The sequence below is a fragment of the Tundrisphaera macrotermitis genome, assembly GCF_051175315.1.
GTDB lineage: Bacteria > Planctomycetota > Planctomycetia > Isosphaerales > Isosphaeraceae > Tundrisphaera.
Map to the genome: position 1 here is coordinate 1317690 of NZ_CP195100.1, position 19492 is coordinate 1337181.

Below are 19492 nucleotides of genomic sequence, written 5' to 3' on the forward strand. Positions count from 1 at the left end.
CTCAACGGCCGAGGATCTCGACCTCGGATCCGATGGGCGGGCGGCCGAAATGCTCCCAGGCGTTGCCGCCCCGGAGGAACAGCTCGACCCAGCGGACCGGCTTGCCGTCCGCGTCGTCCCAGCCGCTGCTCCCCGGGGCGAAGGCGAGCTGCCCGTCCTCGACGTCGAAGCTACCGTCGCCGGCCCGGGCCTCGAACTCCTTTTCGCCGACCCGGACCCGGATCGTCTTGCCCTTTTTGGCCGAGGCGACCTTGCCCGGGATGGTGGTCTTGAGGTTGCCGTAGCCATCGACGTAGGCGAGGCGGGACTCGGGGACCTCGGCGATCTCGGACCGGGGGATCTCATCGGCCAGGGCCCCCGGGGAGCCCATCGCGATCGCCCCGGCCGCCTCGGGGAAGAGGTCGCGGGACCGGAACTGCGAGCCCTCGGCCGCGACCGACGCCCAGCGAAGCTCCTCGGCGTGATCGCGGATGAACGAGAAGGTATGGCCGGCGGCCACGCCGATCACCCGCACGCCGGTCGGGAGCCGGGCGAAGGCCAGCCGCTCCCCGGCGTTGGCCCCCCGCGCGGCCGGATCATCCTGACGCGGGGCGATGTTGTGGAAGATGATCGTGCCCGGAGGGGCCAAGTTCAGCCCGAGCTGGGCGATGCAGAAGCCCGCGGCCAGGGTCGAGAACGGGCCGACCGGCGTCATCACGACCTCGGCATCCGGGAGGTGGAGCTTGAGTCGTTGCACCACCTCGGCGAAGGCGAGATCGCCCGCCCCATAGTCGGCGACGATGTGGACCAGCATGGTTCAGGACAACCCCCAACCGGGACCGGGCGTACTCCATCGACGCCCCGGCGAACCGGTTGGGCAAATCACGAGCCGAGCGGGCCGATCAGGAGACGACCACTCCCAGCAGGGTCTGGTCATCGGCGGGCGGCGCATCGCCGGTGAAGGCGCGGACCTCGCGGAGGACGTCCTCGACTAGCTCCGACGCCTCCCCCCCGCAGACCTTCCCGAGGATGTCGTCGAGCCGCTTCTCCCCGAACAGTTGCCCGTCGGGGGAGTTGGCCTCGGTGATCCCGTCGGTGTAGAAGACCAGCCGATCGCCCGGGACGAGCGAGAGCGTGGTGTTCTCGTAGACCTCCTCGGCGAACAGGCCGAGCGGGAGGCCGCGGGCCCCTTCGAGGAGTTCGACCGAATCCGAGTCGCAATGCTTGAGCCGGGGCGGGTTGTGGCCCGCGCTGGAATAGGCCAGCTCGCGGCGCTCCGGGTCGTAGATCCCGTAGAACGCGGTGACGAACGACTCGTTGTCGGCCGTGTAGAGGGTGGCCAACTGCTGGTTGACCCGATCCAGCAGGGCGCTGGGCGGTCCGTGCGGGCCGGGGAACCCGTGGGCCAGGCTGTGCATCACGGCCATCAGCACGGCGGCGGGCGTCCCGTGGCCGCTGACGTCCGCGATCAGGATGCCCCACTTCCCCTCGGGCAGCGCGAAGAAGTCGTAGTAGTCGCCGCCCGCCCACCGCGACGTCTGGTAGGACGCGGCGATGTCCAGGGTGGGGATGGTCGGCACCTTCTTGGGCAGGAGCGAGCGCTGGATATCGGCCACGATCTTCAGCTCGCGCTCGACCACCGCGTAGGCGTCCTTGAGCTGCGCCGAGAGCACGAGGTTCTGGGTGGCGCGGCCGAACAGGCTGCTGATCTGCACCCAGTCGGGGAACTGCTCGGCAGGGAATGCGGCCGGGGCCTTGCGGAGGCTGATCACCATGTTGATCGCCTCGCCCCGGTCGAAGTGCGGAATCGCCATCAGCGACCGGAACCCGTCGAGGTACTCGAACGCCGGGTCGTCGGGCCCGACCTTCAGGTCGTCGATGATCCGGGGGCGGTCGCCATAGATCAGCTCGCCGAGCAATCCCCCCTTCAGGAGGGGGAGTCGGTCCTTCTCCCGCCAGGGGTCGACGGCCTCGGTCCAGCGGGTCGAGCGGGTGATCCGGTAGTACGGCGATTCCAGGCCGCGGCGGCTCAGGGAGATGTGGCCATCGGTGGGCTGGTGGCGACGGACCCGGGCGGCATAGGCCCGGACCATCTCCTGGGGGTCGTCGTGCAGGCTCATCTCCCGCATCGTCTCGACGACATGGTCGAGCTTTTCCCGCCAGCCTTCGTTCTCGGCGTCGAAAAATCCGCGATGCGGTGCCATCGAAGTCGTTCCGGGGGGGATGGAGGAGGCTCCGCCGTCAGGAGACGGCGGCTTCCAGTTTCTGCTCCACGGCGATCTTTCGCAACTTGATCTGGGCCCGCGCCTCGAGTTGGCGGATCCGTTCCTTGGTCACGCCCAGCTCGCGGCCGAGCTGTTCCAGGGTCTGTTCGCCGGCGCCGTCCAGGCCGAACCGGCTCACGATGATCCGCCGTTCCCGGTCGTCGAGCCGCCCGAGCATCCCCTTGACCGCGTCCCGCATCCTCCGCTGGGCGCTCTCGTACTCGTGCTCGTCGGTCCGGTTGTCGGCGGCGGCCTCGAACAGGTCCTCGTGCCCGGTGACGAAGCGATCGCGGCGATGGTTCTCGATCGGTATCGAGCGGATGAAGTTCTTCATGATCGCCCAGCTGGCGTAGGTGCTGAACTTGTTGCCCCGGGCGTAGTCGAACTTTTCAACGGCCCGGATCAGCGACATGTTCCCGTCGGACACCAGCTCGAAGAAGTTGTCGGAGCGCCCGACGTGCTTCTTGGCGATCGAGACCACCAGGCGAAGGTTGGCGCGGATGATCTGATTCTTGACGGCCAGCGCCTCCTCCAGCAGGCGTTCGATCTCGTCCAGGGCGGCGGTCGTCGCCTTGGCCGGGTCGAGGTTGGCGCGGAGGGTGAGGGCGCGGTGCTTCAGGTAGTTCATCTTGCGGAACAGGTGTGCTTCCTGCTCGCGGCTCAGCAACGGGACGTCATAGAGGCTGGCCAGGTAGGGCGGGACGCCCTCGGGCGGGCGGACCCGGCGAGGGGTCTTGCCGTCCGGAGACTCCGGCATCGGGGCCAGGATCTCGGCCCGGGCCGACTTGTCCTCGAAGCTGGGATGCTCCATCGCCTCGATCTTCTGATCCAGAAGGCGGCGGGCACGCACCTCGTTGATGATCCGCAGGACCGACGCCTTGGACCGGCCCATCTGGGCGGCCAGCGCCTCGATCGACGTCCCCTGAATGTGCTGACGGTGCAGCTTGGCCTTGGCGGCATCGTCGATCAGGATGCCCCGGGTCGGGCTGGCGGCCTTGGCGGTGGCCGCCCGTTCGCTGGGGTTCACGGCGGTATCGCGAGCGTCCATGGTAGGCTCCTCTCGCCGGGGCACCTTCGTGCGGCCAGCGTCCCGATTCGAATGGATCATTCAACCCGCAGAGATCGACTCGGCCCTACGTCAGGCCAGCGGTCGTCCGATGGACCCGAACACGACATGCAAGAAGGTTTCCAGGGGCGCCGAGCTACGCATCGTCTTGGCGCGGAGCATGGCACCTTGCCAGCTGTTGAGCCAGAACTCGGCCAGATCCCGAACATCCACCGAGGCCTCGACCTCGCCGAGTTCCCTGGCCTGGGCCAGGCACACCGCGAGTCGATCCACCCATCCCTCGAAAATCCTCTCCAAACGCTCCCGGAATGCCTCGCTGTGGTCGGCCATCTCCTGACTCAAGTTCCCGACCAGGCAACCTTCTCGGCACTCGCGGGCCTCCAGGCAGTCGCGGAGCGACTCGAAGTACCGACGGAGGCGATTCAAAGGAGAATGGGATTCGTCACCCAGGATCCGGTCCAGCTCTTTCCCTTTCCTCTCATCGAACCGATTCAAGACCTCGAGCGCGAATTCCTCCTTGCTGCCGAAGTAGTAGTAGAACGACCCCTTGGGGATGCCCGTGGTTCGGAGGATCCCCTCCAGACCGGCGCCGTTGAATCCCTTCTCCAGGAAGGTCTTCCGGCCGGCTTCGAGCAGAATATCCCGGGCCGTTTCCTTGCTCACGATCGTCTCGCCTTCGGAAGCTCGGCCTGTTGACGGTCAGGACGGGCGAGTTGCCAACCCCGATCGCCAATTATTAGACCGATCGACTACTCATTGCAAGAAGATTATCGATAATCTTTACGAACCTCCCGCAACTTTGTTCGTTCTTGCGAAGTTGGAGCCACGGTGATGATTTTTAGAACAAATTCGTGAAGTGGGATCACCGCGGCCCGATGCGTTCGGTTAGGCATCGGGGACGCGGTGATCCGGGGCGGTCGAGGTGATTCGGGGTGGGAGGCTCTGCCCCCGTTAACGAGGCGGGAATCCCAGGGTCGTGCCGGCGGGCGGGGCGGGCATGGCCGGAGCGGCCGCCGGGGCCGAAGGGGCGGGCATCGCCATCCGGGCCGGACTGAAGCTTCCCCGGACCAGGGCCCGCTCGGCCGCGGCATTCTGGACCGCGAGCGGTGATAGGCCCATGCTGAACAGCGGATTGGCGAACCCGACGCCGGACGGCCCATAGCCCGGGGCGCCGGGGATCACGCCGCCGTAGAGCGGGGAGACGCCGTAGGGCCCGCCGAGGACGGGATAGCCGGTCGCCACCACACCGGAGCCGAATCCCCAGGGGACGCCATAACCGTAGGCCGGATAGACATATCCATATCCATATCCAGGGACGCCATATCCGTAGCCATATCCGCCGTAGGCAAAGCCCCCACCGAACGGATACTGCGCCTGGGCCGATGGGGCGAGGCCCAGGCCGAGGCAAAGTGCGATTCCGAATCGCAGGAGGCGGCTCGGAAACAAGGAGATGACCAGTCGCATCGCGTTCCTCCCAGGTGAGGGCGGCCCGGATCAAGCGGCCGTCCGACGTTCGCTCGGAAGCTCCGAAACTTGATTCTAGATTTCAAACGTGCCGCGGTCTCGCCCGGACCGCGAAAGCGGCCATAATCAAAGGATCCGCCCAACCCCAACGCCCGAGAGCACCATGAGCATCGCCCGCCCACGCCTGGCCTTGATTCATCCGATCCTTGCGGCCTGCCCTTTCTTCTTCATTACGACGGCTGCCAGGGCCTGGGACGAAACGAAATCGACATCGCCCGCCAATTTCGTCGCCGAGGCGCCCTTGCCCAAAGGATTCCCGGCCCCCGGGGCCGTCGGCGAGGTGGTTGAGAAGCAGTATCCCCCGCTCCGATCCTACTCGGCGACCGGGCCCGGCGCCTTCGGCGACTGCTTCGGCTATCTCTCCCGCCACAAGCATGAGATGACGGCACCGGTCGTGATGGACGCCGCCTCGACGCAGGACGGGAAGCCCCGCGGGCTGTTCGGATCGCCGATCGCCGTGGACCGGATGCACTTCCTTCTCGAAACCCCCTCGCTCGATGAGCCCAAGACCGAGGGGTCGGTCACGGTCGCCGACATGCCCGGCCTGCGCGTCCTGAGCATCGCCCACCAGGGCGCGATGTCCCCCGAGACGGTCAAGGAGGCCGAGGCGAAGCTCTCCGAGGCAATCGCGGCCCGCCCCGAGTTGGAAGCGGCCGGCCCCATCCGGGTCCTGGGCTACAACTCCCCGTTCGTCGCCCGGGCCAAGCAGTACTGGGAGATCCAGAAGCCGATCAAGGACAAGGCCCGCTGAACCCTCGGCGACGTCTCCGAAGGCCCCCCGCCTTCGGGACGTCCGGCCGCGGCCGATCAGGTAGGCACGGCATCGCGTCGGGCCAGGATTGAGAGCAACGTGTCATAGTCCACCGGCTTCACCAGGTGATGGTCGAAGCCGGCCTCGCGCGAGCGGCGGATCGCCTGCTCCTCTCCGTAGCCGGTGATGGCGACGATGAACGCCGCCTTGAGCCTCTCGTCGCGGCGCAGTTGCTCGGCCACCTGATACCCATCCATCCCGGGCAGGCCGATGTCGAGGAGCACCACCTCGGGGCGATAGTCGCGCGCGGCCGTCAGGGCTTCGAGCCCGTTGTGGACCGAGTGGACCTCGTAACCGGAGATCTGGAGAAGCTCCGACAGGGCGTTGGCCGTATCCATGTTGTCGTCGACGACCAGGACGCTGGAGCCGGGCCGGGGGGCCTGGCTACTCGGGGGCGGGCTGATGCCGGCCGGCTCGGCGGCGTGGGGCTTGGAGGCCGGCAGCCGGATGGTGAACTCGCTCCCGCAGTTCCGCCCTTCGCTCGACGCGGTGATCCGGCCGCCGTGCAGTTCGACAAGCTTGTGGACGATGGTCAGCCCGATCCCCAGGCCCCCCTGGGACCGGTCGAGCGACTGGTCGACCTGCGAGAAGAGATCGAAGATCCTGGGCAACATCTGCGATTCGATCCCGACGCCGTTGTCCCGGACCGAGATCACGAATTCGTGGCCCGTGAACCGCGCCGAGAGGTCGATCCGGCCTCCCGTCTCCGTGTACTTGGCGGCATTGGTCAGGAGGTTGACGAAGATCTGCTCCAGCCGGGTCGGATCCCCCATCAGTTCGAGGGGCTCGTCCGGAATCGATAGGTTCAGGGTATGGCGCTGTTCCTCGATCTGGGGCCGTGTGGTCTCGACGGCCCGGGCCAGGATCGGCCCCAGTTCGACCCATTCGGGGCGGAGCCGGATCTTGCCCCGGGTGATCCGCGAGACATCCAGGAGGTCATCCACCAGCCGGGACAGGTGCTTGACCTGATGGACGATCACCTCCTTGGTCCAGCTCAGCCGCTCGGGAGAAAGCCCCGGGCGGAGGGCGAGTTGGGAGGAGTTGTGGATCGCCGACAGCGGGTTGCGCAGCTCGTGGGCCAGCATGGCCAGGAACTCATCCTTGCGGCGATCGGCCTCCTTGAGGGCCTCCTCGGCCTTCTTCCGCTCGGTCATGTCGCGGATGACCTTGGTGTAACCCTTGAGCTGGCCATGGTTGTCGAGCAGGGGCATGACCAGGCCGCTGCCCCAGAATCGGGTGCCATCCTTGCGGACGTGCCATCGTTCGTCGTCGCCCCGGGTCGGGCGGCCGGCCCGATTCAACTCGCGGCGAGGGATGTCCGCCTGGATGTCCTCGGCGGTGAAGAGGATGCTGTGGGGTTGGCCGAGGATCTCCGACTCGCGATAGCCCAGGACGTTGGTGGCCCCCGAGTTCCAGCTGGTCAGCCGGCCCTCGGTGTCCATCGTCATGATGGCATAATCCTTGACGCTATCCAGGATCAGGCGGTGCATCCGCTCGCGTTCGAGCAGCTCGACCTCGGCACGACGCCGCTCCGCCCGCTCGCTGGCCTCGGTCAAGGCGCGGCGCACCGCCGGCCCCAGCCGATCCAGGCGTTGCTTGAGGACGTAGTCGGTCGCCCCGCGCTTGAGCATCTCGATGGCGACTTCCTCGCCGAGGACTCCCGAGACGAACAGGAACGGCGTGTCCGGGGTCAGCTTCCGGGCCAGTTCCAGGGCGGAGAGGCCGTCGAAGCTGGGGAGGGAGTGATCGGCGAGGATCACCGAATGGCGGTGCGTTTCCAACGCGGCGATGAATTCATCCCGCCCGTCGACGCGCGAATATTCGAATTTCAGGTCGTCTTTCCGCAGGCACTTGCAGACCAATTCAGCGTCCAGGACGCTATCTTCCAGGTGCAGGATGAAAATCCGGGTCACATCAATTACCTCGGCGGAAATCCTTCGACGCGCGCATCCCCATCATCATTGATTTTATCGTTTCGGGCGGAGGCTGCCCGGCGGGGGCTCGTTGAGCAGGGCCCAGAACATGCCGAGTTCCTGGATCGCCCCGATGAAGTCCTTGAAGGCCACCGGCTTGACCACGTAGGCGTTGACGCCCAGCTTGTAGCTCTTGAGCAGGTCCTTCTCCTCGCGCGAAGCCGTCAGGACCACCACCGGGATGGCTTGCAAATCCGGGTCCTTCTTCAGCTGCTCCAGGACCTGGTGCCCGTCGATCTTGGGGAGCTTGAGGTCGAGCAGGACGACGGCGGGGTTCCCCTTCGGCCGATCGCTGTACTCTCCCTCGCACCTCAGGTAGTCGAGGGCGTCGGCACCGTCGCGGGTGACGACGACATCGTTGGCCAGTTGGCTGCGCCCGAGGGCGACCAGGGTTAGCTCGATGTCGTTCGGATTGTCCTCGACCAGCAGGATCGGCTTGAGCATGCTTAACCTCGCCCCCTCGTCCCATCCGTGGTTTCAGCGACAGATCTCGGCAAGGCGAAGAAGAAGGCCGCGCCCCGGTCGGGTTCCCCCTCGGCCCAGGCCCGGCCGCCGTGCCGGCCCATGATCCTGCGGACGTTGGCGAGGCCGATGCCCGTCCCTTCGAAGTCTTCCTGGCGGTGCAGCCGCTGGAAGACCCCGAACAGCTTGTCCACATACCGCATATCGAATCCGATCCCGTTGTCGCGGACGTGGAAGATGATCTCGGGCCCGGCGGCCCGGGCGCCGATCTCGACGACCGCTTCGGGGCGGTTGCGAGTGTACTTCACGGCGTTGGAGGCGAGGTTGCCCAGGGCCAGGCGGATCATCATGAGGTCCCCCTCGATCGTCGGCAAGGGGTCAATCTTCCAGGTGATCGAGCGGCCGCCCGCCTCCATCATCGCCTCGCGGACGACCTCATTGGCGAGGATGTTCATGTCGATCGGCACCGGATGGATCGTGGTGCGGCCCATCCGGGAGAACGCCAGGAGGTTGTCGACCAGGGTGCCCGCGTTCTGGGCCGCGTCGATGATGGTGTTCAGGTAGCGCCTCCCCTCGGCGCTGAGCCGATCCCCCTCCTCCTCGCGGAGCATGTCCGAGTAGCCGACGATGTGGCGGAACGGGGCGCGGAGGTCGTGGGACACCGAATAGGAGAACGCCTCCAGTTCCTTATTGCTCCGCTCCAACTCGGTGCTGAACTGGGCCCGCTCCTCGGCGTGGCGGAGGACGATGCCGACGATCGAATGTCGCAGCTCCGATGCCGCCTCGATCTCGGAGTCGAGCCACGGCTTCGATTGGAATCGCACGGTCTCCAGCCACGACTCGAACGATCGCCTCGGGTGGATCCGTCCGCCTTCCTCGGCCACCATCGCCTTGGAGGGGTCGCCCCCCCAGGCCACGGTCCGGATCACCTCCGGGCGGAACCAGAGGATGAACCCCCGATGGAGCTTCGAGATCGAGATGGCGATCAGACCGCTGGCCTCGTCCTTGAAATCCGAGGCCCCCAGGACCTCCCCTTCCAGGGACTCCCTCACGACCAGATCGTCGCGCCCCTCGCGCACCAGCCAGTCGGCGATCCGCTCGACCTCCTCGGGCCCGGGGGTCACCCCGATCAGGACGGTGCGCCCCTCGTTGAGGACCGCGGCGCCGGTCGCGTCGGTGAGTTTGAGCAGTTCGTCGCCGTGCTTTTCCAGCCCGGCCACGAAGTCTTCCTCCTCGGTCATCGCGGCCAGGAGCCGGGAATGGATCGCCTTGCGGCCGATCCGAAGCTCGGACTCGATCCGCTGCGTCTTGGCGGCCAACTGGATCGAGAAGACCTGGCCGATGAAGTCGCACGCGGCCCGATCGCGGAACGGGACGAACCGGGGCTCCCGATTGTGGCAGGCGATCAACCCCCACAGGGCACCTTCGCGGAGGATCGAAATCGACACCGAGGACGCCGTCCCCATGTTGATCATGTATTCGATGTGGACCGGCGAGACGGCCCGCAAGGTCGAGAAGCGCAGGTCGATGGGCTGGCCCTCCCGCCCCTCCGGGACGATCGGGACCGGGGCATGCCCGACGTCGAAGATCGAGCGGACGCGATTGGTCCGATAAAGTTCCCGGGCCGGGGCCGGGATGTCGCTCGCGGGGAATCGCATATCCAGATAAGAGGGGAGATTCTCGTTGCGATCCTCGGCGATGACAGTCCCATTCCATCCGTCGTCGAATCGGTAGACCAGCGTGCGATCGAACCCGATGAGCCGCCGGATCTCGGCGGCGACCAGCGAGCACAGGGCCTCGATCGTCGTGGCCTGATCGAGCCGGTTGAGGATGTCCCGCGCGAACGGGCCGGCTTCCGCCCACGAATCCGCCCGCGAACCACCGAGTCCCGACGGCTCGAATTCGAGGATGAGGCCGTCGGCACCTCGGTGGATGATCGCGTCGAACTCGGCCTCCCGGCCCGCGAAATCCATGGAGAGGGTCCGGAGGAGCTGGGGAGCCTGGTCGATGGCCGGGTGGTCCAGGGATTCGCGGATCAACCGGCCGAAATCGACGCCGAGCCAGTCGGCGATGCCGGTCCCGATCAGGTCTTCCGCCCGTCGCCCGAGCACCGTGCCGGCATTCCGGCCCGCGTGGGCGATGCGGAGGTCGGCCTCGTCCAGGATCAGGAGCGTCCCGTGAGGTTGGATCGAGCCGGGGGCGTGAATCGGCTCGCGATCGCAGTTGCTCAGGTCGACCGCGCCAGGAGGAGTCGTTGTCATCGGCCAGCCCTTTTCACGCCAGAAGGTCCTGCCGACGGGCCGATGAGGGGACCTGGCCCGCCCACCGGATTTCCCCCCCTGTCCGGCGCCGGACGACCGAGGCGTTGCGGATGGAGCGCCCCCCGGGGGATCTATAGCATTCCACGTACCAGTCTCGCCGATTGCCGCCCATTCAGGCCTGCTTGACGGGGAGGGTCACGGTGTTGAACCAGTACTCATTGAGGAGCCGGATCGAGCGGAGGAAGCGGTCGAAATTCACCGGCTTGATCAGATAGCTGTTGGCGCCGTATCGATAGCAGTCGTCGATGTCCCGGGGATTCGACGAGGTGGTGAGGATCACCACCGGCGTGAGCCGGGTCTCTTCGTTCGACTTGATCTGTTCGAGGACCTCCCGGCCGTCGGTGCCGGGCATGTTGAGGTCGAGCAGGATCATGGCGGGACGGGGTGCCTTGCCCGGGCCGGCATAGACGCCCCGCCGGAAGAGATAATCGATGGCCTCCTCGCCATCAGTGCATCGGAAGATCGGGCGAGTCACCTCGCTCTTGCGGAAGGCCCTTTTCGTCGCCTCGAAATCCTCGTCGCTATCCTCAACCACGAGAATCACCTGACCGCAAGACATGCCGGACCTCCCCCCCTCTTCGATCAACCGCGGAGCGTGAAGTAGAACGTCGTGCCCTTGCCCGGGGCGGATTCCACCCAGATCGTCCCCCCATGTCGTTCCACGATCTTCTTGGCGATGGTCAGCCCGGCACCGGTGCCGCCCCCGAATTTATCGCGGGCGTGGAGCCTCTTGAAGAGCCGAAAGATCGTGGCCTGGTAGCGCTCCGCGATCCCGATCCCGTTGTCTCTCACATAGAGTACCATCGAGGCCGGTTCGGCCCCAGGGCTCGGCTCGACGATCGGCCGGATGGGTTCTTCATACCCGACTTCGACCCACCGATCCACCTTGTCGGTGTACTTCAGCGCGTTGGCGATCAGATTGCTGAAGATCTCGCCGACCTGGACCCGGTCGCACATCGCGACCGGCAGCCGTCGGGGGATCCGGACCTCGGCCCCGGATTCCGACAGGGTCAGCGCCAGGTTGTCGAGGACTTCGGTCACGACCTCGTGGAGGTCGACCGGGCTGAAGGACAGGCCGACCCGGCCCAGCTGGGAGTACCGGAGAAGCGATTCGATCAGGTCCTCCATCCGCTGGGTCAGCCGGACCATCGTGTTCAGCTTGGAGACGCCGTCCTCTTCGAGCCGGTCGGCATAATCCTCCAGCAGGAAGCTGGCGTAATTGTGGATGCCCCGGAGGGGCTCCTTGAGGTCGTGCGAGGCGATGTAGGCGAAGGCGTCCAGGTCGGTGTTGCTCCGCTCCAACTCCTCGTTGAGCCGGGTCAGTTCCTCGGCGCGGCGGACGACCACGGCGATGATCGCGTCGCGGAGGCCGCGGGCCACGTCGATCTCGCAGGCCTGCCAGGGGAGCGACTTGAGACGGACGACTTCCTTCCACAGCTCGAACGACGTCCGGGGGGAGAGCGGGACGCCATCCCGCGCCGCCTCGACCGGCTTGTTGGGGTTGCCCCCCCAGTCGACCGTCTGGATGACCTCGGGGCGGAACCACAGGACGTGGTGGCCCTGGGATTTGGACGTGGCGATCGAGACCAGGCCGCAGGCCTTGTCCCGGAATTCGGCCGCATCCGGGTAGATCCTCGGCAGCGAGTCGGTGAAGAAGACATCGCTGGAGGCGTGGACCCGCAGCCACCTGACCAGGTCCAGGATCTGGTCCTCGTCCGGGGTCTCCCCCAGGGTGGCGACATGGGACCCGTGGACGATCGCCGCCCCGGTCGCCGCGGTCAGTTCGAGCAGGGCCGAGCCCGGGGTGGTCAGCCCCTCCACCAGGTCCGACGCCTCCGACATCCGCTGCATCAGGCTCTCGCGGATCGCCTGGAGCCGGGAGCGGTGGCCGATGTCCTCGCTATCCTCCTTGACCCCGAGCTGGACCGAGGTCAGGACGCCCAGGAACTCGCAGGTCGCGCGGACCTCCGGCGGGACGTAGCGCCCCCCCCGGTAGTGCATGCACGAAAGGAGGCCCCAGAGTCGCCCCTCGCGCGTCAGGGAGATCGACATCGAGGCCCCGGCGCCCATGTTCTCCAGGTACTTGATATGAATCGGCGAGACGCTCCGCAGGACCGAGAGGCTGAGGTCGAGCGGGCGTCCGTTGCCCGGATTGTTGGCGGGGATCAGCTCGGAGGGGGTCGAGGCGACGTCGGCGATCAGGCGGATCGGGTTGAGGTGGTACAGCCGCCTCGCCTGCTCCGGGATGTCGCTGGCCGGGAAATGCAGCCCCAGCAGGGGTTCCAGGCCATCCCGCTTGTCTTCGGCGAAGACGTGCCCATTCCAGGCGGGGTCGAACCGGTAGACGGTCACACGGTCGAACCCGGCCAACGACCGGAGTTCCGACGCGGCGACCTGGCAGAAGTCGCGGAGGGTGGACGTCCCCTGGAGCCGGGACATGGCCCGGCGAATCGATTGGGAGTGGTCGCCGCTGGCCCGGTCGGCCTTCAGCCGCCCGTTCTCGATCTCCAGGATCAGGACGCCGTCGACGTTGCGGTGGGCGGACCCGTCGAATGTCCGCGCCTGCTCGCCGGACCCGAACGTGAACCGCAGCGGGTTGCCCGCCCGGGCATCGGGCGAGAGCAGCGTCTCGCGAAACCCGTCCCAGCGGGCCGGATCGACCAGGATGCTGAGCGGCTTGCCGAGGAGATCGGCGGGGCGATGGCCGACCACTTCCTCCGCGTTGTCGCTGATCTGCTCGATGAGCAGCCCGGGCTTGCTGAGGGCGAACAGGACGCCGTGGGACTGGATCCGGCCGGGGATGTGGATCGGCTCTTTATCGCAATTCGTGACGTCGACGCTGTGACCGGCCACGTCCTGGCTCAAACGCATCGTGGGGCATCCTCGCGGGATCGGGCGGGGTCGGTGTCCGGATCACCCGGACAGCCTCGGGCCCACCCCATGGGGATGGTGGCCCGGCTGCACTCCGATCCCGGATGGGTCAGATCCCACGGGCGCGGTCCAGGACGGGCCATTCTCGGGGTCAATCATCGATACTGTCAAGTCGGCTCGGTCACGCCGGTCGCCCCAACCGGCGGCAGGTCGCGCACACTCCTGCCTTCACAGGAGATCGGATCCGGGACCCGCCGGGCCGGCGATGCCGCGGGAGGGTCAGGCATCCCGGCCGAAGCAGACGATGGCGATGTCGTCGCTCTGGGGATGGCCGAGGGCATGGACCCGGACGGCCTTGAGGATCGACCGGCCGATGGCCTGGACGCCCGGCGGGGACTGGGCCAGCGTCGCCCGGATGGCCTCCACCCCGAACAGGCGATCGTGGGCGTTGATCGCCTCGCTGACGCCGTCGGTGTAGGCGACCACGACATCCCCGGGGTCGAGCCCGACGGTCGTGATCCGATAGGGATGGTCGATCACCACGCCGAGGGGCGGCCCCGCGTCCTCATCGCCGACCACCTCGATCCTCCCGTTCGCCCGCCGGATCATCGGCGCGGGATGGCCGGCGTTGACGATCAGGATCCGATCCTTCGGGGCGTCGACGACGATCAGCAGGAACGTCACGAAGCGGTCGAGGATCTCGGCATCGAACAGGTGTCGGTTGAGACCGGCGACCACCAGTTCCGGCGAGGCCTCGGCGCGGACCCGGTGGCGGACCTCCGAGGAGAGGTGCGACATCAGCAAAGCGGCGGACATCCCCTTGCCCACCACGTCGCCGACCGCCACGCCCCACCGAGTCCACTCGTGCCGGCCGTCGGCCTCCGCCGGCTCGATCGGGATGTAGTCGTAGTAGTCGCCGCCCACCTCCTGGGCCGGCTCGTAATGTTCCCAGGTGGTGTAGCGGTCGCTGCGTGGTCGGTGTCGGGGCAGGAGGGCCCGCTGGACCTCGCCGGCCGCCGCCCATTCCCCCTTGTTCCAGAGCAGGCGGTGGTTCTCCACGGCCACCCCGACGGGGACCGCCACCGCAGCCAGCAGGTCGAGGTCGTCGGCCCGGAACCCCGGGCCCCCCGGGCGGCTGCTCAGCTGGATGATCCCGATCGACAGGCCGGAGCGCGCCAGCAACGGGACGCACAGGATCGTCCGCGAGAGGCCATCCGAGCCGTCCTCGGTGCAGATCAGCCCTTGTCCCTGTCGGATCGCGTGGTCCCGGGCGCTGAGGCTCAGGCTCAGCGGGGCATCGCCGTCGCGGTGGCGGATCGCGCGCTGGACCATGTTGGATCCGGGCTCGCCGGTCAGGATGAAGCCTCCTTCGGCCTCGTCGAACACCTCGAACAGGGTGCCCAGCGTCCGGCCCAAAGCCTCGTCCAGCTCGATCGTCCCGCCGAGGTTGCGGTTGATCTCCAGGACTGCGCGGAGGACGTCCTCGGGGCGGGCGACGCTGGAGACGATGTCCAGCGAGGTGAGATTGCCTAGCGTCCCCAGGATCGTCGATCCGTTCTCCTCGGTCTCGATCCGCACCGCCTCGCGGCGATACACCAGGATGTTCCCGCAGATCCGGATCCGATGATTATCGTCGAGCCGGCGCGGGTGGTGGGGCGAGAGCCGCTCCCCATCCAGGTAGGTCGCGTTCCGGCTCTCCCGATCCTCGACGAAGAACCCGCCGTCCCGGCGGAAGATCCGGGCGTGCGACCACGACACGTCCTTGCGGTTCAGGAAGATGTCCGAGCCCGGGTCGCGGCCGATCCGGACCTGATCCTTCGTCATTTCGAAGAGCCGGCGCGGCAGATACGTGCTGATCAGTTCGATCGTCGGCGCGACCGGCGACGCGTCGGGCATGGCGATCGACCTCGCTCCTCAAGACCAGCGGCACCGGAAGGCCGGGGCGACATCGCTCGGGCCTCGGTCGTCGGAAGGGGTGGAGTTGCAGACCATTATCGCGGCGGGCTGGCCGGTTGACTATACTTTCAGCCCCACATCCTCCGGGAAAATCGAAAACGAGGCCGGGGGTCCACGGGGAACCCATCGATGGTGTCCTGTTTTGCAATCGCCGTCGCGGCCGCCTGGATCGGGGCCGGGCCCCGGGTCGAGCAGGCCGAGCGGATCGTCTTCCTGGGCGACAGCATCACCTACGCCGGGACCTTCGTGCAGGATGTCGAGGCCTACCTCGCCACCCGGTTCCCCGATCGGCCACGCCGCGTCCTCAACCTCGGGCTGCCCTCGGAGACGGCCTCGGGGCTCTCGGAGAAGGAACACCCGTGGCCCCGGCCCACGGTCCATGAGCGGCTGGCCCGGGCCCTGGACGCCACCCACCCCGACCTCGTCGTGGCCTCCTATGGCATGAACGACGGGATCTTCCACCCGTTCGACGAAGGTCGATTCGCGGCGTTCCGCTCGGGGATGGAAGGGCTCCACGAGCAGGCAACAAGGGCCGGGGCCTCGGTGCTGATCGCCACGCCGTTCCCGTTCGACGTCCGCCCGACCGCCGATAAGGCCCGCCCGCTCGGGGCAGACGATTACGGATACAGCCATCCCTATGTCGATTACGACCGGACGCTGGGCCGCTATGCCCGATGGCTCGTGGGCCAGAAGGAACGGGGATGGGCCGTCGCTGATGTCCACTCCCCGGCCAGCCAGGCGATGGCGAGTTTCGCCGCCCTGGACCCCACCTACGCGATGGCCCGGGATGGCATCCACCCCGGCCCGGCCGGTCACTGGCTGATCGCCGAGTCGTTGCTCGCCGCCTGGGGCCTGCCGGAAGAGGTCGATGATGCCGCGATCGACGCGAAGGCGATGGCCGCGACGCAGGGCCGGGTCGAGGGACTGGCCAACGAGGACGGCACGATCCGGTTCGCCTGGACCACGCGCGTGCCGATGCCCCATGCCGCCGGCTGGGACCGCCTCCCGGCCGGCGCACCGCCCCGCATCGATCGCTTCAACCGGCATCGGCTCGCCGTCGCCGGCCTTCCCGACCCGCGTTACGTGTTGATGGAAGACGGACGCCGGATCGGCGAGTTCGACCGCGCGGCGTTGGCCGGAGGGATCGACCTCACGGCCCTGCCCGACCTGTCGTCCAACCGCCGGTCGGCGGCGATCCGGCCGATCCTGGAGGTCCGATCGCGGATGCTCGCGGCCGCGTGGCTCTTCGCCATCGGCCACAAAAGGCCGGGGGTGGCGCCCGGCCTGCCCCTGGAGGAAGCCCAGGAGAAGGCCGAGGCGATGGACCGCGAGATCCGCCGCCTGGCCCATCCTGTCCCGATCCGACTCGAACTGAGGCCCGTCGCCCGCTGACCGCTCCGGCTCAGTCGATCACCATCCCCTGATCGGTCAGGCGGTAGGGGCGGATGTCGTCCGAGCCTGCGCTCCCCCGATGCTTGGCGACGTAGAGGGCCCGGCCCATCCGGCCGGCCTCCTTGGTCCGCCCCATCAGGATGATCGTGTTGGCGTTGGAGAAGATGTCCCCCTCGCCGATCGGCTGGGCCATGAGGTCGTCGAGCAGGACGTGGGGCGTCGTGTAGAGGTACAGGCAGCCGATCGACTTCGAGTCGTAGCGATGGGCCTCGACCTGCGGCTCGTTCGCGCGGAACTGCTCGCGGAAGACCTCGCGGGCGGCCCAGTCGTCGTCCTTGCGGAGGATGTGCTGGTACAGGTACTCGAAGAACTCGAACTGGATCGACTCCGAGAACCGCTCGGTGGGCTCGATCCCATCGACGACCACCCGCCGCGTCCCCCGGACGAAGTGGGAGTAGAAGTAGGCGGCCGAGCCCCGGAGGTTCCGCGCCAGGTCGGACTTCCAGGCGTGCCACTCGTCGGCCTCCAGGTCGCGGCGGGTCACGCGGCGTCCGGCGCGGGCGAAGGGGTGGAAGTAGTCCCCCCACTTGCGCTCGAAATCCCACACGGCGTCGAGATCCAGGGGAGCGTCGGCGGGCTGCTCGGCCAGATCCCAGCCGAATTGGTCGCGGGCGTAGGCCTCGTGATTCTGGCCGTCCCCCCGGCTGCTGAGGTCGCAGATGATTCCGCGCCGGCCGTCGGCGACCTGTCCATGATTCGCCCACCGCAGGCCGAGCTGGGTCTTGCCGACCCCGGTCGCCCCCGCCAGGACGGTCAACGTCCCGGGCAGGAGGCCCCCGCCAAGCATCCGGTCCAGCCCTTCGATCCCGAACGCTTGCCGTGTCGTCGCCGTCGCCATCGCGTGTCCGTCCTCGATCCTCGACGGTCGGCGGGGCCGGCCCCGGCGGGCGCATCCGTCCGACCAAAGGCCCATTCTAGGCCGACCCCGGGGGCGACGGAATGGTTCGCCCCGGGCCCGCGGGCTCAGGTCGATGGTTCCACGTGGATCGGCCACCGGTGCTTGGACAGGGCGAAGGCGGAATTGACCAGCGAGATGTGGGAGAAGGCCTGGGGGAAATTCCCGGTCATCCGCCCGGCGACCGGGTCGTACTCCTCGGAGAGCAGGCCGACGTCGTTGCACAGGGACAGCAAGCGATCGAACATCGCCCGGGCTTCCGCCTCCCGGCCGAGCAGGTTGAGGCAATCCACCATCCAGAACGAGCAGGGCATGAAGGTGCCCTCGCCGGGGGGCAGCCCGTCCACGTCCTCATCATCGGCCTGGTAGCGGTCGATTAGCCCGCCCCGGTTCAGTTCCCGGCCGATCGCCTCGATGGTCGACCGGACCCGGGGATCGGTGGCGGGAAGGAAGCCGACCAGGGGCATCATCAAAAGGCTGGCGTCGAGCCGATCCGAGCCATAGCTCTGGACGAAGGCGCCGCGGGCGGCGTTGAAACCCTCGCGGCAGACCTCGGCGTGGATCTTGTCGCGGGTCTCGCGCCAGCGTTCGAGCGGCCCCTCCAGGCCAAACTCCTCGATGCCCCGGACCCCGCGGTCGAAGGCGACCCAGGCCATCATCTTGGAGTGGGTGAAGTGGCGGCGGGGACCACGCACCTCCCAGATCCCCTCGTCGGGCTCGTGCCAGAACCGCTCCAGCGACTCGTACAGGGCGCGGCCGAAGGCCCAGCCCTCCTCGTCCACCTCCAGCCCGGCGCGGCGGCATTCGTACATGGTCGCGGCCAGCTCGCCGAAGACGTCGAGCTGGAACTGGGTGGCCGCCCCGTTGCCGATCCGGACCGGGCCGGCCCCTTCGTACCCCGCGAGCCAGGGGAGGATCTGCTCGGGCAGCCGGCGCCGGCCGTCCAGCCCGTACATGATCTGGAGCGTCTCGGGGGTGCCGGCCACCGCGCGGTGGAGCCACGCCCGCCAGGCGCGGGCCTCGTCCAGGTAGCCGGCGTTGGCCAGGGCATAGAGGGTGAAGGTCGCGTCGCGGACCCAGCAGAAGCGGTAATCCCAGTTCCGGACCCCGCCGAGTTGCTCGGGGAGCGAGGTCGTGGGGGCCGCCACGATCCCGCCCGTCGGCTCGTAGGTCAGGGCCTTGAGAGTGATCAACGACCGGAGCACGGCGTCGCGCCAGGGCCCGTCATAGTTGCATCGCGACGACCACTCGTTCCACCAGGCCTCGGTCTCGACGAGCGATTCTTCGGCGTCGACCTCGCGCGGCTCGGGGCGGAACGAGGGGTGCCAGGTCATCACGAACGAGACGCGGTCCCCTTCCCCCACGACGAACTCGGCCACGGTCGTGAGGTTCTCGCCCCGGAGCGGGATGTCGGCCATGAGCCGGATGTGGTCGGGGCCGGCCGTCGCCGTGAGGCCCCCCGGGCAGGCGACCACCCACGGGACGATCGACCCGTAGTCGAACCGGAGGATCAATTCGAGATTCATCGGGACGCGGCCGCGCACCCCTTCGACGATCCGGATCAGGTCGGGCGCCTGGCCTCGGCTCGGCATGAAGTCGATCAGGCGGACGACCCCATCGGCGGTCTCGAACTCCGTCTCCAGGACGATCGAGCCGTCGCGATAGCGGCGGCGGGTCGCCGTGACCTCGGCCGTCGGCGCGATCCGCCACCGCCCGTTCCGCTCATCCCCGAGCAGGGCGGCGAAGCAGGCCGGCGAGTCGAACCGGGGGAAGCAGAGCCAGTCGACCGACCCATCCCGGCCGATCAACGCGGCCGACTGGCAGTCGCCGACCAGGGCATAATCTTCGATCCGAGATGGCATGCAAGATCCCCCGGTCCCCATCCCGGACGACCGGATCGGACTCGGCTCCCGAGTCG

15 protein-coding genes are annotated in these 19492 nt (G+C 67.8%); 2 read left to right on the forward strand and 13 right to left on the reverse strand.

From position 1 onward, the window contains the following. Position 1: 1 nt before the first annotated feature. The 5 genes from TA3x_RS05670 to TA3x_RS05690 form a co-directional block, all read right to left on the reverse strand. Complete coding sequence (locus TA3x_RS05670; RefSeq protein WP_435019147.1) at positions 2-793, reverse strand: SAM hydrolase/SAM-dependent halogenase family protein; 792 nt, start codon at positions 791-793, stop codon at positions 2-4. An 88-nt stretch (positions 794-881) separates the two neighbouring features. Beyond that, entirely contained in the window at positions 882-2183 is a 1302-nt protein-coding gene (locus tag TA3x_RS05675) for a PP2C family protein-serine/threonine phosphatase (protein ID WP_435019149.1), read from the reverse strand. A gap of 37 nt (positions 2184-2220) precedes the next feature. Further along, the gene (locus TA3x_RS05680) at positions 2221-3291 is read right to left on the reverse strand and encodes a sigma-70 family RNA polymerase sigma factor (RefSeq protein ID WP_435019151.1); all 1071 of its coding nucleotides are present in this window, start codon (positions 3289-3291) and stop codon (positions 2221-2223) included. A gap of 90 nt (positions 3292-3381) precedes the next feature. After that, the gene (locus TA3x_RS05685) at positions 3382-3972 is read right to left on the reverse strand and encodes a TetR family transcriptional regulator C-terminal domain-containing protein (protein ID WP_435019153.1); all 591 of its coding nucleotides are present in this window, start codon (positions 3970-3972) and stop codon (positions 3382-3384) included. Positions 3973-4260: 288 nt separating this feature from the next. After that, a complete protein-coding gene (locus TA3x_RS05690) occupies positions 4261-4773 on the reverse strand; it encodes a hypothetical protein (protein WP_435019155.1) in 513 nt (170 codons plus the stop codon). 301 nt (positions 4774-5074) lie between these two features. Here TA3x_RS05690 and TA3x_RS05695 point away from each other — a divergent pair, with 301 nt between their 5' ends. Continuing rightward, entirely contained in the window at positions 5075-5584 is a 510-nt protein-coding gene (locus tag TA3x_RS05695; protein ID WP_435019157.1) for a heme-binding protein, read from the forward strand. A gap of 56 nt (positions 5585-5640) precedes the next feature. On the opposite strand, the gene TA3x_RS05700 is transcribed toward TA3x_RS05695, so the two are convergent. From TA3x_RS05700 to TA3x_RS05725, 6 genes are all read right to left on the reverse strand, one after another. Next, on the reverse strand, positions 5641-7557 hold the full coding sequence (locus TA3x_RS05700; protein WP_435019158.1) for a response regulator: 1917 nt from the start codon (positions 7555-7557) through the stop codon (positions 5641-5643). A 54-nt stretch (positions 7558-7611) separates the two neighbouring features. After that, positions 7612-8061 (reverse strand): response regulator, encoded by a 450-nt coding sequence (locus TA3x_RS05705; protein WP_435019159.1) that lies wholly within the window; start codon positions 8059-8061, stop codon positions 7612-7614. Between the two features lie 2 nt (positions 8062-8063). Next, entirely contained in the window at positions 8064-10340 is a 2277-nt protein-coding gene (locus TA3x_RS05710; RefSeq protein ID WP_435019160.1) for an ATP-binding protein, read from the reverse strand. A 172-nt stretch (positions 10341-10512) separates the two neighbouring features. Beyond that, positions 10513-10959 (reverse strand): response regulator, encoded by a 447-nt coding sequence (locus TA3x_RS05715; protein WP_435019162.1) that lies wholly within the window; start codon positions 10957-10959, stop codon positions 10513-10515. Positions 10960-10982: 23 nt separating this feature from the next. Beyond that, positions 10983-13271, reverse strand: a complete 2289-nt coding sequence (locus tag TA3x_RS05720) for an ATP-binding protein (RefSeq protein ID WP_435019163.1) — start codon at positions 13269-13271, stop codon at positions 10983-10985. 279 nt (positions 13272-13550) lie between these two features. Next, positions 13551-15167 carry a SpoIIE family protein phosphatase gene (locus TA3x_RS05725; RefSeq protein WP_435019165.1) on the reverse strand — a complete coding sequence of 539 codons (1617 nt, stop codon included), beginning with the start codon at positions 15165-15167 and terminating at the stop codon, positions 13551-13553. A gap of 189 nt (positions 15168-15356) precedes the next feature. Here TA3x_RS05725 and TA3x_RS05730 point away from each other — a divergent pair, with 189 nt between their 5' ends. After that, positions 15357-16619: an SGNH/GDSL hydrolase family protein gene (locus TA3x_RS05730; RefSeq protein WP_435019167.1), complete on the forward strand. Its 1263-nt coding sequence runs from the start codon at positions 15357-15359 to the stop codon at positions 16617-16619. 10 nt (positions 16620-16629) lie between these two features. Here the strand turns inward: TA3x_RS05730 and TA3x_RS05735 are convergent, their stop codons facing one another. Together TA3x_RS05735 and TA3x_RS05740 are read right to left on the reverse strand one after the other, a co-directional pair. Beyond that, the gene (locus tag TA3x_RS05735) at positions 16630-17517 is read right to left on the reverse strand and encodes an RAD55 family ATPase (protein ID WP_435019169.1); all 888 of its coding nucleotides are present in this window, start codon (positions 17515-17517) and stop codon (positions 16630-16632) included. Between the two features lie 125 nt (positions 17518-17642). Beyond that, positions 17643-19436 carry a glycoside hydrolase family 15 protein gene (locus TA3x_RS05740; RefSeq protein WP_435019171.1) on the reverse strand — a complete coding sequence of 598 codons (1794 nt, stop codon included), beginning with the start codon at positions 19434-19436 and terminating at the stop codon, positions 17643-17645. Positions 19437-19492 lie beyond the last annotated feature (56 nt).

What these genes read in the sequence shown, in the direction of transcription:
- TA3x_RS05725 (WP_435019165.1), bottom strand. Translation starts at nt 15,167, where the DNA reads ATGCCCGACGCGTCGCCGGTCGCGCCGACGATCGAACTGATCAGCACG.
- TA3x_RS05730 (WP_435019167.1), top strand. Translation starts at nt 15,357, where the DNA reads ATGGTGTCCTGTTTTGCAATCGCCGTCGCGGCCGCCTGGATCGGGGCC.
- TA3x_RS05705 (WP_435019159.1), bottom strand. Translation starts at nt 8,061, where the DNA reads ATGCTCAAGCCGATCCTGCTGGTCGAGGACAATCCGAACGACATCGAG.
- TA3x_RS05720 (WP_435019163.1), bottom strand. Translation starts at nt 13,271, where the DNA reads ATGCGTTTGAGCCAGGACGTGGCCGGTCACAGCGTCGACGTCACGAAT.
- TA3x_RS05710 (WP_435019160.1), bottom strand. Translation starts at nt 10,340, where the DNA reads ATGACAACGACTCCTCCTGGCGCGGTCGACCTGAGCAACTGCGATCGC.
- TA3x_RS05735 (WP_435019169.1), bottom strand. Translation starts at nt 17,517, where the DNA reads ATGGCGACGGCGACGACACGGCAAGCGTTCGGGATCGAAGGGCTGGAC.
- TA3x_RS05740 (WP_435019171.1), bottom strand. Translation starts at nt 19,436, where the DNA reads ATGCCATCTCGGATCGAAGATTATGCCCTGGTCGGCGACTGCCAGTCG.
- TA3x_RS05675 (WP_435019149.1), bottom strand. Translation starts at nt 2,183, where the DNA reads ATGGCACCGCATCGCGGATTTTTCGACGCCGAGAACGAAGGCTGGCGG.
- TA3x_RS05715 (WP_435019162.1), bottom strand. Translation starts at nt 10,959, where the DNA reads ATGTCTTGCGGTCAGGTGATTCTCGTGGTTGAGGATAGCGACGAGGAT.
- TA3x_RS05680 (WP_435019151.1), bottom strand. Translation starts at nt 3,291, where the DNA reads ATGGACGCTCGCGATACCGCCGTGAACCCCAGCGAACGGGCGGCCACC.
- TA3x_RS05690 (WP_435019155.1), bottom strand. Translation starts at nt 4,773, where the DNA reads ATGCGACTGGTCATCTCCTTGTTTCCGAGCCGCCTCCTGCGATTCGGA.
- TA3x_RS05670 (WP_435019147.1), bottom strand. Translation starts at nt 793, where the DNA reads ATGCTGGTCCACATCGTCGCCGACTATGGGGCGGGCGATCTCGCCTTC.